This window comes from Pandoraea captiosa (genome assembly GCF_902459775.1).
GTDB classification, from domain to species: Bacteria; Pseudomonadota; Gammaproteobacteria; order Burkholderiales; family Burkholderiaceae; genus Pandoraea; species Pandoraea captiosa.
Genome location: NZ_CABPSQ010000019.1, coordinates 1 through 12,293 on the forward strand (window position 1 = coordinate 1; position 12,293 = coordinate 12,293).

Genomic DNA, 12,293 nt, shown 5'->3' on the forward strand with positions numbered 1-12,293 from the left:
CGGGTGACGGAGAACACCAGCACGAGCGCCAATGCCAACAAGGCATAAATCGCACCCGTGGTGATGCCGTCCTGCGCGAGCAAAACTACGATCGAGAGGTCCATGCGAATTGAGGCATGCGCAGACAAGCCCGCGCACGCGAAGACAGAGGAATCGCCCTCTCGACCGAGAGGGGTGAGACGGCACCCGTCGCGATGCGTGACCCGGCGGCAGTGCCCGTGGCCAACACGACGCTAGGCGGCGAGGCGGCGACGCTGACGACGCGTGCAATCGCCGCCGTCAGTGCCCTTGCGACCTATTTGGCGAGCACCCAACGGCCCTTCTGACGCTGGCCGAGCATCAGCGAGCCAATATCGAGACCGGTGTGATCCGTTGCGCTCATGTTGTAGACGCCACGCGCGCCGGGGAGGTCTTTCGTCGCCTCGATCGCGTCGCGCAGCGCGGCACGGAACTGCGGCGTGCCGGGCGAGGCCTTCTTCAGCGCCACCGGCACCGCGTTCGCGATCAGCTTGTTGGCGTCCCATCCGCCGGCCGAGAAGATGTTGCTCGTGTTGCCGCCGTACTTCTCGTCGTAAGCCCGCACGAACTCCGCGGCACTCTTCTTGGCCGCATAGGCGTCGGGAACCTGATCGACCCCCATGACGGCCGCGTACGGCGCGAAAATGCCGTCCGCGGCCGCCCCCGAGAGTCGCAGAAAATCGCCGAACGTCGCTCCGAGCGTCACGTAGATGTCGCCCTTGTAGCCGCGATTGCGCAATTCGAGCAAAGGCGTTGCCGCGGCGCCGCCCGACCCGGCGATCAGCACGGCGTCGGGCTGTTTGGAGAGCATCTTGACGACTTGCGACGTGACCGTCGAGTCGGTGCGGGCGTAGCGTTCCTGCGACACCACCTGGATTGCACGATCCTTGGCAAAGCGTTCGGTCAACTTCAGCCACTGGTCACCATAGGAGTCGGTGAAGCCAATGAACGCCAGCGTTTTCGTCTGCTTCGCCTTCATGCGATCGAACAGCGGCGTGCCTTCGTGCTCGTCGTTGGTGGTCGTCTTGAAATTCCAGCGGCGTTGCGCGTCGACCGGCTGCACCAGCGAGTTGGTCGGCCCCTGCGTGATACCCGGCGTTCCCGATTCCGCCAGCAACGGAATGACCGCCACCGCGCTCGGCGTGGTCGTCGGCCCGATCACCACATCGACCTGCTCTTCGCTAATGAGCTTATGCAGGCTGCGCACCGCAAGACTCGGGTCGGACGCATCGTCGAGATAGATGTACCTGACCTTCTGCCCCGCCACGGTGTCCGGCCCCAGCATGACGCCGCTCTTCTCCAGCGTGCCGAGCGACGCCGCCGGTCCGGTGGTCGACAGGATCACACCTACCTTGATGTCGGCATGCACGAGACCGCTCAACGCCGCGGCCATTACCCCGGCAGCGATCAGAATGCTTGTCTTATTCATTATTGATGTCTCCTCCACCGTCTCGTTACTGATTCGTGGCGCTGACCTCGGCACGAATCGGGTTGCGCAGAATGCCGAGCTTGCTGACTTCCACCTCGACCACATCGCCGTCCTTCATGAACAACGGCGGATTACGCTTGGCGCCGACACCGCCCGGCGTGCCGGTCACGATCACGTCGCCCGGCTGCAATTGGGTGAAGGTCGAGCAGTAGGCGATCAGCGTCGGAATCGAAAAGATCAGCATGTCGGTGGTGGCGTGCTGCACGACCTGTCCGTTCAGGCGCGTCTCGAGCGTGAGCACCTCGTTCTCGCCGATCTCGTCGGCGGACACGAGCACCGGGCCGAAGGCGCCGGTCGCCTGGAAATTCTTGCCGGGGCCCCACTGCGACGTGTGGGTTTGCCAGTCGCGGATGCTGCCGTCGTTGTAGCAGGCAAAGCCCGCGATGTAGGAGAAGGCGTCTTCTTCGCTGATGCGGCGCCCGGCGCGACCGATCACCACGGCGATCTCGCCCTCGTAGTCCAGACGCGACGACTCTGGCGGCAGCAGAATCGGCTGCTCGTGACCGAGCTGCGATTCGGCGTATCGCATGAAAATGGTCGGACGTTCCGTGCGCTCGCGCTTGGTCTCGCGCACATGTTCGTCATAGTTCAGCCCCGCGCACAGCACCTTGTCCGGGTCGGCCACGACCGGACGATAAGCATCGATGGACGACAGCGCAAAATCGGCGTCGTGCTTTTGCGCCAGGTCTTTCAGGACATCGACGCCATGGGCGCGCAGTGCGGCGCCGAGGTCGACGAGGTTCAGACGTGCGCCGAGGTCCACCACACCTTCATTGCGCACCACACCAAAACCAGCCTTGCCCTGCCGCGTGAAACTGACGAATTTCATGAATGAATCTCCAGAGAAAATGTTGTTGAACCAATAAAAGTCGTTGTGTTCTGCCGATCGCCTTCGTTCAGGCGGCCACGGAAACTTCAGTCGCGCCGAGTGCCGCCCCGACGGACGAGGTCAGACCCAGCAATGCGTCCCCACCTCGGGCAACGCCGGCGATATAGCGATCCGGCCGCACGAGTACGGCGTCGGCATCGAGTGCGGCCAGCCATTCGCGCGTCGGTTCGCTGCCGTCCTCGATCCATCGCAGCGGCTGCGGAAATGCCGCGCGGGCGCCTTCGCACTGCGCCTCGGAAAAGGCCCCCTCTCGTGTCAGCAGCAGGAAGTCACTTCCCGCCGCGGCGTCCATACGCCGGCCGTCATCCAATGTCGGTTGATGCGAGATCAAGCCGCCTCCGGCGTCGTGCAAGAGCAGCGCACTCGGGCCCAATCGTGGACTCAGACTCTGGAGATGGCGCGGGCCATTGGCGAACATTTCGTCGCGCTGCGCGGCAGCTTCCTGATCCACCGCCTGGATAATGCGGCCCAGTTCGACCGCCAGCGAGATGAACTCGGAGACGTGCGGGTAGCGTTCCTGCTGATAGGTGTCGAGCAACGCGTCGGAGGCCCCGTATTGCAGGATCGCGCTCAGCTTCCACGCGAGGTTGCCCGCATCGCGAATGCCGGCGCACATGCCCTGCCCCAGGAATGGCGGCGTCTGATGCGCGGCGTCGCCGGCGAGCATCAGGCGCCCCTGCCGCCAGCGCTGCGCAATCACGGCATGGAAGGTGTAGACGACGGCGCGTTCGAGTTCGGCGTCGTCGGGCGTGATCCACTTCTTCAGCATCGACCAGACGTTCTCCGTCTGCGCGAATCGCGCGGCGTCCTCGCCCGGACGCAACATGATTTCCCAACGACGCCGGTTGCCCACGCCTCGCACATAGGTGGCGGGCCGGGCCGGATCGCAGAACTGCACGCTGTGCTCGCCCAGCACGTTCCAGTCCCGCTTGAGTAGCGCGTCGAACACCAGCCAGCGCTCATGCAGGCCGAGATCGACCATTTCGCTGCCGATCATGCGGCGCACCAGTGAGCGCGCGCCGTCCGCGCCGATCACGTAACGCGCCTGCACCTCGCGCAACGCGCCGCATGACAGGTCCTCATAGCGCACCTGCACGTGATCGGCCTGCTCATCGAGGGCGAACACTTCGCTACGCAGACGCACGTCGACGCACGCATGCGTAGCCAGACGCTCGCGCAGAATGCGTTCGAGATCGGGCTGATGGAAGCGATAACTGCTATTCCAGCCCTGGGGTCCGATGCCCTCCGGACGCTGCCAGTCGACCAGCAACTTGCCGTCGGCATTCACGAATTTCATACCGGGCGAGACCCTGCAGTGTTCCGCCAGCGCCGAAGCCACGCCAATGGCATCGAACACCCGCATGCACTCGGCATCGAAATGCACCGCACGGGGCAGCGGGTACACCGCAGGCTCCCGTTCGAGCACCACGACCGATATCCCCGCCTGTCCCAACAAATTGGCCAGCGTTGCGCCGACCGGGCCAAGACCGATGACCACGACGTCTACCACCATCGCCTCCCGATTATTATCTCAACTATCACTATTGGACAAAATATAGATACGAAGAACTGTACTGTCAAACATAATTTGCATTATTATCATAATCAGATAATTTTAAAGGAGGAGATGATGCGTCAAGGTTTGAGCTTCAGTCACGTCGGGTTCTACGTGTGCGACATCCAGCGCATGGCGCGCTTCTATACGGAGTTGCTTGAGTTCACGATTACCGACGCGGGCAAACTGACCGGCCCGTCGGGCGATCTGGAACTGGTTTTCCTGAGCCGGGACCCCAACGAGCATCACCAGATCGTGCTGGCGACGGGGCGCCCGGATACGTTGAGCTTCAACGTCATCAACCAGATTTCGCTGCGTGCCGACAGTCTGGCGACGCTCAAGGGCTTGTATGCCCGGCTCACGGATGCCGGCGCGACCGACATTCATCCGATTACGCATGGCAATGCCGTATCGATCTATGCGCGCGACCCTGAGGGCAATCGGCTCGAACTGTTCATCGACACCCCCTGGTATGTCAGTCAGCCCATGCGTGTGCCGGTCGACTTCTCGCAGCCCGACGACGTGCTGATGGCCGCCGTAGAAGCGCATGCACGGCAACTGCCGGGGTTTGAGCCCCGTGCGACGTGGCAGGCCCGGATGGCGCAACGCATGGGCGTGCAATGAGCGGCGTCATGGCGATCGACGCAGACCGGCAACTGGCCATGGTCATCACCGCGGCCGGCGGGCCCGAGGTGCTCCAGCCGCGACGGGAACCGGTGCCGACGTGCGGGCCGCAGCAGGTGTTGATCGAAGTGGCGGCCGCAGGTGTGAATCGTCACGACGTGAATCAGCGGCGGCGCGGTCCCGACGCCCGTCACAGCGATATTCCGGGACTGGAGGTGGCCGGTCGCATCGTTGCCGTGGGCGAGTACGTGACGCACCGCAAGCCCGGCGATACCGTCTGCGCACTCGTCGACGGAGGGGGATACGCCAGCTATGCCGTTGCCGACGCATCGCTGACGCTGCCGGTGCCGCACGCCATGACGATGATCGAAGCGAGCGCACTGCCGGAAGCGCTGTTCACGACATGGCATAACTTCTTCACCGTGGCCCGCCTGCAGGCGGGTGAGCGCGTGCTGATTCATGGCGGCACCAGTGGTGTGGGCAGCATTGCCATTCAGCTGCTGAGTGCGTTCGGGCACGAAGTCTATGCAACGTGCGGCACCGACGAGAAATGCGAGACGGCGAGATCGCTGGGCGCACGCGCCGCGTTCAATTACCGAACGGAGGACTTCGCGCGGCGCACGCTGGAAGCGACCGGGCAGCGCGGTGTCGATGTGATCCTCGACATGGCGGGCGTCGTCCACGCCGAGGCGAACATTGTCGCGCTGGCACGGCGCGGCCGGATCGTTCACTTGTCGCCGGGCGGCGGCGCGGATATGCGATTCCCGCTACGTGCGCTCATGCAGAAGGAGGGGATTGTGACGGGCTCCTTGTTGCGGCCTCTGCCTCTGGATGAAAAAGCGGTGATTGCTGCCGCGTTGGCCGATAAAGTGTGGCCTCGTCTGGGCACGCAGATACGGCCGATGATCTCGTGCACGCTGCCGTTGGCGCAGGCCGCGCAGGCGCATCAACGTCTGGAAGAAGGCGACGTGGCCGGCAAGATCGTGCTGCTGCCGCAGTCTCTGATCGACGCCGACGCACCTCGATTGCCTATATGAGCCGGCAGCCGATATCGCCATTTGAAATTCGAGCGAGGTTTCGTCACTCACGGCACGACGTCAGTCGCCCGTTGGTTAGAATATGCAAGTTCGTGTCCAGCGCGCGGCACACCTCACTCAAAGCGATCAGCGATGTCCAGTCTTACCAAAATGTTGTCCATTCTCGACATGTTTACCGTCGAGGCCCCGACATGGTCGACCGAATCGATCTGCCATCACCTGGGTTGTTCGGTGCCGACCGGCTACCGCTACCTGCGCGAACTGGTCGGTTCGGGGCTGTTGCTGCGCCTTGGCGACGGCAGCTACGGACTGGGTCCGCGCATCATCAAGCTCGACTATCAGTTGCGCACGATCGACCCGTTGCTGAGGGTCGGTCAGCCGCTGATGCGCGAGTTGTCGGCGCAAACGGGGTGCGACTCGGTGATGACACGCATCTTCGACGACGAGATCGTCGACACGCATCGGGAATCGGGGCCCGACGGGCTGCATCTGGCCTACGGGCGCGGGCGACCCCGGCCATTGTTTCGTGGCGGCGCGCCAAAGGTCATTCTCTCGACCATGCCAAAGGGCAAGCTCACGCGGCTGTACAACAAGCATGCGGAGAGTATTGCGGCTGCCGGCATGGGCAAGTCGGTCGACGAGTTCATCGCACGACTGCACGAGACGCGCAAAGCGGGCTACCACATCTCGAAGGGCGAGCTCGAAGCGGACGTGGGGGCGATCGCGGTGCCGATCCTCGGCCAATCGGCGCTCGCTGTCGGTGCGCTTGCACTGGTGATCCCGATCCGGCGCTTCGAATTCATGAATCACGAAAAGCTGCTCGAACTGCTGCGCGAAGCTGCCTCGCGCATCTCGACCGAAGCCGCAAAGAGCCACGTGACCCAGTAACCCGTTGTGACGTTGGGCGCAAGGCGCCGTCGGGGCAGATCGGGGGCGGGTCGCTTTTTCCATCCACTTCGTAACCGATACGGCTTCCATGCAAACCCAACGCCCACTCGCAGCAACAACAGACGACATCATTTCGACCGTCGCCGCCCTGGAACAGCAACGCTGTCGCGCGTCGATCGCCGAAGACTTTGCTGCCTTGTCCGATCTGCTCGATGACGACCTGACGTTCGTGCACTCGACCGGCTACGCGCATGACAAGGCGCAATATCTCGCCTTCCTGGCCGAGCGCGTGAAGTCGCTCGATATCGAGCGTCCCGCACTGACCTATCGCGTGCTGACCGACACGGTCGTGTGCACCGGCCCGCTGGTGCAGACCATGCAGCGCAAGACCGACGGGTCGCGCGTCGACATTCGCGCGCTCGTCACGCAGATATGGGTTCGGCGCGCGAGCGGCTGGAAACTGTTGCATCATCATTCGACCCGTACCCCGGACTGACAGAGCCCCCTCATGCCCGCCCCTCGCAAGCGTCACCCCAAATCCGAATGGACTCGCGAACTGCTCATACAGGCCGGCGAACGCCTGTTGGCCGAGCGCGCGCTCGATGAGGTCTCGGTCGAGGAAATCGCACGCGAGGCCGATGTGGCGTACGGGCTCCTGTTTCACTACTTCTCCACCAAGCTCGATTTCTATCTGGAGATCTGCCGGCGTGCCGCGGCCCGCCTGGAAGAGACGCGCAACGCCGCCACGCGCAGCGGCACACCGGACGAGCGGCTCGCTCGCTTCCTGTCGATCCACATCGCTTTTGTGCGCACTCGGCAGGGAGCGTACCTGTATCACATGCGGGGAAGCACGCCTGCCTCGGTGAAACAATTGTGGGAGACGTCGAAGCTCGGCGCGGTACGCCTTGCGCTGAGCTTCTATCTGCCTGAAGCGCAGATCACGCCCGCCCTGATGGCGCTGGGGCGCGGCTGGCTGGCCTTTGTCGACGAACTGCTTGTCGCGTGGTTCAGCGGGCTGGATACCACGGAGCCACAAGTGAGCGCCGCGTGCACGCGCATGTTTCACGACATGCTCCGCACGGCGCGCGTGTTTTGCCCGACAGACGCGGTGCAACAGCGATTGGCGAGTTGACGCGTCGCAGTCGCACATGAAAGCCACGGAAATCCGGCGTTGGTCACCGCTTCGCAAACCGCCTAGGGATTGTCCCGAGCGCGAAACCCGGCCGCCCGGATTGACGCCGTCACAAAATTAATAAATTATCACAATATGATTTTTATGAATCCCCATCCGCATAATTGACTTGAAGTCAAAAAACTAGGAGACATTCACATGGGCTTTCTTCGCAACGCGTGGTACATGGCAGCATGGGATCACGAAATCGGCCAAGGTCTCACGGCAAAGCGGATTCTCGGCGAACCTATCGTGATGTATCGCACGGGATCGGGCATCGCCGTCGCGCTTCATGACCGCTGTCCTCACAAGGCGGTGCCGTTGCACGCGGGGCGCGTCGAAGGGGAGCTGATTCAGTGCGCTTATCACGGATTGAGATTCGACACCCATGGGGTATGTCAGCACAATCCGCATATCAAGGGCGCGCCCAACAAGCTGTGCGTACGCGCTTATCCGCTTGCGAAGCGTCACGGCGCACTGTGGATCTGGATGGGGGAGCCGGAACGCGCCAACGCCGACACCATTTCCGACTACAGTTGGTTCGACGTCGACGGCCCCTATGCTGTCACGCACGGCTACACCCACGTGGAAGGCGGTTTCGGGATCATGATGGACAACCTGCTCGATCTGAGCCACGCAGAATATCTGCACCCGAATACCGTGGGCACGCCGGGATCGAGCGGATCGTTGCAAACCAGTGTCGTGGCGGGCGACGACTACGTGACCGTCAAGCGCAAGGTATTCGATCTGCCGCCGTCGGCCGTCTTCCGGCCCCACTGGTCGCGCAGCGAGCGTATCGATCAGGTGTCGGATATGACCTGGCGCCCGGGCGCGAATCTGCTACTCGACATTCGTCTGAGTGCCGCGGGCGACAATAGCGGCGAAGGCCTGCATTTCCCCAGCGCGCACATTCTCACGCCGGAGACCGAGCGCACGACCCATTACTTCTGGGCCGTCGCTCGCAACTTCAAGCAGGACGACAGGCAACTGACGTCAGCGATCAAAGACGCCTTTCAGCAAACCTTTACCGGCGAAGACAAGCCGATCATCGAGGCGATTCAGCGTCAGTTCGACATCGAAGGCGATGTACCGACAGCAAACTTCACCATCGGCGACGGCGGTGGCGTGCGCGCAAAGCGAATGCTCGCCGGGCTTATCGCTGGCGAACAGTCGGTACGCGCCTGAATGCTGGTGCCTTGAGACCACACGCGAATTGCATCGAGGGTGCTTGCGCACACGAATAACGCCGGGTTTGGGATAAGGATCGGGGGGCGCTGCGGGCCGAGGGGCGCAGCGCCGGTTCCCTTACAAACTGTCGGACGTTCCCAGCCCGTCGATCAACGGGCTGCACAATCACCCGTTCCTAAGTGTCAGACACATTGCCTTGTGCACATTAAATTCCGGGATCGAATGGCACTCCTGGGCGATTTTGTTTCCAGAAACACTCTGGTAGGCAACCAGAGACTGCCCCCCTCCGCAGTTCCCCGCCGCGCAAGTCCAGTGGTAAAAGCCTCCTGTCGGGAATCTGGCCACGACCAGCGTCTGATTGATCAATGCCGCTTCGGTGTATCCAATGCCACGCCCCGCGAGACTGTCGCGCCATGCGTAGGCCTGAGCAATCGTCAGACCAACAGTGTTGTTCCACGCCACGCCATACACGTTACTCACCACGACGGGAAACGACCCCGTATTGCCAACACTGTCCCGAACCGTAATCGTGGCGCTCCCGTTCCCCTCCCCGACCACTTTCCCGTTCGCATTGACACTGGCAACCGTGGGTCTGCTAGACGTATAGGAATACGGTGGAACACCACCGCTCGCAGAGCGAGTCTGCGTATTGCCCGTCGCGTCTGCATATTGTGGCCAGTCCGGATTCTTTACCGCCATACCATTCAACGTCATCTGCGACGGCGAAACCACGAACTCCGGCGTCTGTTGCACCGACACCGTGAGTGTCGGGAAGAGAATCGCCTTCGACTCATCGTTCTCGCCATCGAACGTTACCTTCAGTTCGACGCGCAGCGCCGTATTGTTCTGCAACGCCATGAGCCGGGCGCGCGAAAGACTCCGGCTCACGCCCTTCGTCACTTCGTCCTGCGTCACCGCTGACGCCAGCGCCAGCTCGATGACGTCGGCCTGCCCGCCGGGTAGCGTGCCATGACACCGCAGCCAGACTCGCTGCCCCGCCGCAATGCCCGGCCACGGTGCCGCGTCGACCCGTGCATCGCCAGTAAACGACGACAGCCTTAACTGGCCGTTCGTGGCTTGCGGGATCACGGGCGGCGCCAATTGCCCGTCCTTGAACGAATTGACGGTGAGCATCAAAATCCCGGACGCACTGTAGTGCTCCCTTCGCAACACCCGATAGCTCACCGGGACCGACTTGCCGATGAAGGGAACGATGGCTTCTGCGGCGACCTCGATGTCGATCGAACCGGATGCGTCGCCCGGCACCTGACCGAAGTCCGGCTTTGCGTCGATTTCCAGCTCGATCATGTCGCCCGGCTCCATGTCTTCGTAACTCACGCGAACCGTTATCCCGTCGACCGCGTCAATGGCCTCAAGCTCGCCATCGGGCGCATCGAGCACATGCGGTTCCGGCAACGACAGTCCGTGCGAGACCAGCAACGTGCGCTCCCGGAACGTCACCGCTTCGGCTTCGTCGCTGCTACCGTCAAACGTCACCTTCGCTTCGATGCGCAACGTCGAGCCGTCTTTGAGCTTTTCCAGATTCACGCGCTGTAGACGGCGGTCGAGTCGGCTGCCGGCTTCCTCCTCGGTGATCGCATACCCGCTCTCGAGCGTAAAGGTGATCGGCCGGTCGGTCGTCTGCGTGCCGAAGGCTCGCCACCAGAGCCGCTGGCCCGCGGCCATCAACGGCCATGGGGTCAACCGCGCGGTGGCGTCGCCGTCGAACGCCGTCAGGTCAAGTACACCGTTCTTCGATTCGACGATGTTCGGAATCGGCAGATTGCCCGGCAGGAATTCGCTCACGGTCAGCGACAGCACCCCGGACGGCGTGTCCGTATCGTTGCGCTTCACGGTGTACGACACGGAAATCGTGCGCCCGACCGTCGGCGCGACCTTCGCCGGCGGCACGACGATGCTCACCGTGCCGCTCGCATCTCCCGCCACCGGCGCGAAACTCTCGTCGCCATCCCAGTTCAATTGAATCTCGTCGGTCGGCAGCATGCCGTCGTACGTGACGTGCACGGTTGCGCCCTGCTTCGCGTCGACCGGCTTGAGTACCCCATCCGGCGCCTCTTCCACGCTCGGCGCGCCAACGGCAGGCAGTTCGAACGCTACGCGCAGATTCAGTACGTCGGAACGGAAGACACGATTCCCGCGCGTGATGGTGTAGTACACCGGCACCGTGAGGTTGATCCAGCGATCCACTACCGCCTTCGGCACCCAGAACGGGAAGTCCATCGGGATCACGATGCCAACGCCGTCGTGATACTGCTGCGGGTCGTCGTCATCGCCCCAATACACGTCGATTTCGTCCCCCGGGCGCATATCGTCGTTCTCCCGCACGATCGTGGTCGCGCCGTTCAGATAGGCGTCCTCGGGCAGGTAATCGCCCTCAAGCCCTTCCGCTTCTTCTATCACCGGTTTGAGCCACAGCGCGGCGCGCCGCACCTCGATCGCCAGGTCGTCCGACACCTTCTCTCCGGCAAGATTCGTCACGGTGTAGTTCACGGTGATGGTCTGTCCTTCGAGTCGCTCGACGACCTCCTGCGGCACGAACATGTCCACGGGCTGGCCCACCAGATTGTCCGACACCGGAATCTTCTTGACGTACTCGTCCGGTGTACCGAAGGCGAAACGGATCGTCAGCACGTCGTTGCGTGCCATGCCTTCATAGGGATTCACGCGTACGGTCGCCGTCGGGTCGGCGTCGTCCGGATCGAGGACGTCGTCGATGGCCTCCAACACCTCCGGCGCGTAAATGCCGGACGGCAACGGCAGTACGCGCAGCGTGACATGTTCCGACTGGACTTCGGTGCCAATGACACCGGTCACCATATAGAACACGGTCACGGTATCGCCGCCGTTGGCGTTGGCTTCGATCACGCCACGCGGCACCGTGACGGTAATCCCATCGACGGCGAGCACGGTCTCGGTGTCCGTCGCCTGCCCGCCCTCCGATGTCCCCAGCCAGAACCAGGTCAGCGTGTCGCCCGGCGTCATGTCGGGCCACACGAAGATTTGCAGCGTCGGACCGTCCGGCACCAGTGAAGGATCCAGTTCGCCGTTGACTTCGCCTTCGACGATCGGTGCCGTCAATTCGGCAAGGACACCGCCTCGATCGCCATTCGACGGGTCGGTATCCACGGTCCGCGCAGACGACGGCGCGCCCTGCGCGGGAACAGGCGCTTCTAGAGCAAGGGAATCTCGGCTATCCATGATGGCCTCCGGAAGATGACTCGGGCGCTGAGGCTTCGCGACATCCCCGAATGTCCGTGGAATGCGTGGAATCGGCGGCATATCGGCATTGCCACGCATCGCGGCAGGCATCAGCTTCCCCATCTCGCCACACGAATCGACGCCCGCCTACTGTCAACGTTGACAGGCAAAGGCGCCCACCCGCGCGACGCCGGGCTTTACCACGCGACGCTCCG

10 protein-coding genes and 1 pseudogene are annotated in these 12,293 nt (G+C 62.8%); 6 read left to right on the forward strand and 5 right to left on the reverse strand.

Annotated elements, in window-relative coordinates:
- The 4 genes and pseudogenes from PCA31118_RS25510 to mhpA all read right to left on the reverse strand — a co-directional run.
- Positions 1-104, reverse strand: a pseudogene (locus PCA31118_RS25510) (branched-chain amino acid ABC transporter permease); the annotation flags it as partial.
- Positions 105-295: 191 nt separating this feature from the next.
- Positions 296-1,447 carry an ABC transporter substrate-binding protein gene (locus PCA31118_RS25515; RefSeq protein WP_217431299.1) on the reverse strand — a complete coding sequence of 384 codons (1,152 nt, stop codon included), beginning with the start codon at positions 1,445-1,447 and terminating at the stop codon, positions 296-298.
- 25 nt (positions 1,448-1,472) lie between these two features.
- Positions 1,473-2,336 (reverse strand): fumarylacetoacetate hydrolase family protein, encoded by an 864-nt coding sequence (locus PCA31118_RS25520; RefSeq protein ID WP_150627739.1) that lies wholly within the window; start codon positions 2,334-2,336, stop codon positions 1,473-1,475.
- Positions 2,337-2,403: 67 nt separating this feature from the next.
- On the reverse strand, positions 2,404-3,909 hold the full coding sequence (gene mhpA / locus PCA31118_RS25525; RefSeq protein ID WP_174990607.1) for a bifunctional 3-(3-hydroxy-phenyl)propionate/3-hydroxycinnamic acid hydroxylase MhpA: 1,506 nt from the start codon (positions 3,907-3,909) through the stop codon (positions 2,404-2,406).
- 117 nt (positions 3,910-4,026) lie between these two features.
- On the opposite strand from mhpA, the gene PCA31118_RS25530 reads away from it, so the two are divergent.
- The 6 genes from PCA31118_RS25530 to PCA31118_RS25555 all read left to right on the forward strand — a co-directional run bounded on the left by PCA31118_RS25530 (position 4,027) and on the right by PCA31118_RS25555 (position 8,856).
- Positions 4,027-4,575 carry a VOC family protein gene (locus tag PCA31118_RS25530; protein WP_150627772.1) on the forward strand — a complete coding sequence of 183 codons (549 nt, stop codon included), beginning with the start codon at positions 4,027-4,029 and terminating at the stop codon, positions 4,573-4,575.
- 8 nt (positions 4,576-4,583) lie between these two features.
- The gene (locus PCA31118_RS25535) at positions 4,584-5,612 is read left to right on the forward strand and encodes an NAD(P)H-quinone oxidoreductase (RefSeq protein WP_150627740.1); all 1,029 of its coding nucleotides are present in this window, start codon (positions 4,584-4,586) and stop codon (positions 5,610-5,612) included.
- A 132-nt stretch (positions 5,613-5,744) separates the two neighbouring features.
- The gene (locus PCA31118_RS25540) at positions 5,745-6,500 is read left to right on the forward strand and encodes an IclR family transcriptional regulator (RefSeq protein WP_246190436.1); all 756 of its coding nucleotides are present in this window, start codon (positions 5,745-5,747) and stop codon (positions 6,498-6,500) included.
- An 88-nt stretch (positions 6,501-6,588) separates the two neighbouring features.
- Complete coding sequence (locus tag PCA31118_RS25545) at positions 6,589-6,996, forward strand: nuclear transport factor 2 family protein (RefSeq protein ID WP_150627741.1); 408 nt, start codon at positions 6,589-6,591, stop codon at positions 6,994-6,996.
- A gap of 12 nt (positions 6,997-7,008) precedes the next feature.
- A complete protein-coding gene (locus PCA31118_RS25550) occupies positions 7,009-7,632 on the forward strand; it encodes a TetR/AcrR family transcriptional regulator (protein WP_150627742.1) in 624 nt (207 codons plus the stop codon).
- Positions 7,633-7,830: 198 nt separating this feature from the next.
- Positions 7,831-8,856 carry an aromatic ring-hydroxylating oxygenase subunit alpha gene (locus tag PCA31118_RS25555; protein WP_150627743.1) on the forward strand — a complete coding sequence of 342 codons (1,026 nt, stop codon included), beginning with the start codon at positions 7,831-7,833 and terminating at the stop codon, positions 8,854-8,856.
- A 168-nt stretch (positions 8,857-9,024) separates the two neighbouring features.
- Here PCA31118_RS25555 and PCA31118_RS25560 read toward each other — a convergent pair whose 3' ends face one another.
- Positions 9,025-12,078 (reverse strand): Ig-like domain-containing protein, encoded by a 3,054-nt coding sequence (locus tag PCA31118_RS25560; protein WP_150627744.1) that lies wholly within the window; start codon positions 12,076-12,078, stop codon positions 9,025-9,027.
- Positions 12,079-12,293 lie beyond the last annotated feature (215 nt).

Excerpts from the sequence above, each read along its gene's own strand:
- PCA31118_RS25515 (WP_217431299.1), bottom strand. The coding sequence starts at position 1,447 with ATGAATAAGACAAGCATTCTGATCGCTGCCGGGGTAATGGCCGCGGCG.
- PCA31118_RS25520 (WP_150627739.1), bottom strand. The coding sequence starts at position 2,336 with ATGAAATTCGTCAGTTTCACGCGGCAGGGCAAGGCTGGTTTTGGTGTG.
- mhpA (WP_174990607.1), bottom strand. The coding sequence starts at position 3,909 with ATGGTGGTAGACGTCGTGGTCATCGGTCTTGGCCCGGTCGGCGCAACG.
- PCA31118_RS25530 (WP_150627772.1), top strand. The coding sequence starts at position 4,027 with ATGCGTCAAGGTTTGAGCTTCAGTCACGTCGGGTTCTACGTGTGCGAC.
- PCA31118_RS25535 (WP_150627740.1), top strand. The coding sequence starts at position 4,584 with ATGGCGATCGACGCAGACCGGCAACTGGCCATGGTCATCACCGCGGCC.
- PCA31118_RS25540 (WP_246190436.1), top strand. The coding sequence starts at position 5,745 with ATGTCCAGTCTTACCAAAATGTTGTCCATTCTCGACATGTTTACCGTC.
- PCA31118_RS25545 (WP_150627741.1), top strand. The coding sequence starts at position 6,589 with ATGCAAACCCAACGCCCACTCGCAGCAACAACAGACGACATCATTTCG.
- PCA31118_RS25550 (WP_150627742.1), top strand. The coding sequence starts at position 7,009 with ATGCCCGCCCCTCGCAAGCGTCACCCCAAATCCGAATGGACTCGCGAA.
- PCA31118_RS25555 (WP_150627743.1), top strand. The coding sequence starts at position 7,831 with ATGGGCTTTCTTCGCAACGCGTGGTACATGGCAGCATGGGATCACGAA.
- PCA31118_RS25560 (WP_150627744.1), bottom strand. The coding sequence starts at position 12,078 with ATGGATAGCCGAGATTCCCTTGCTCTAGAAGCGCCTGTTCCCGCGCAG.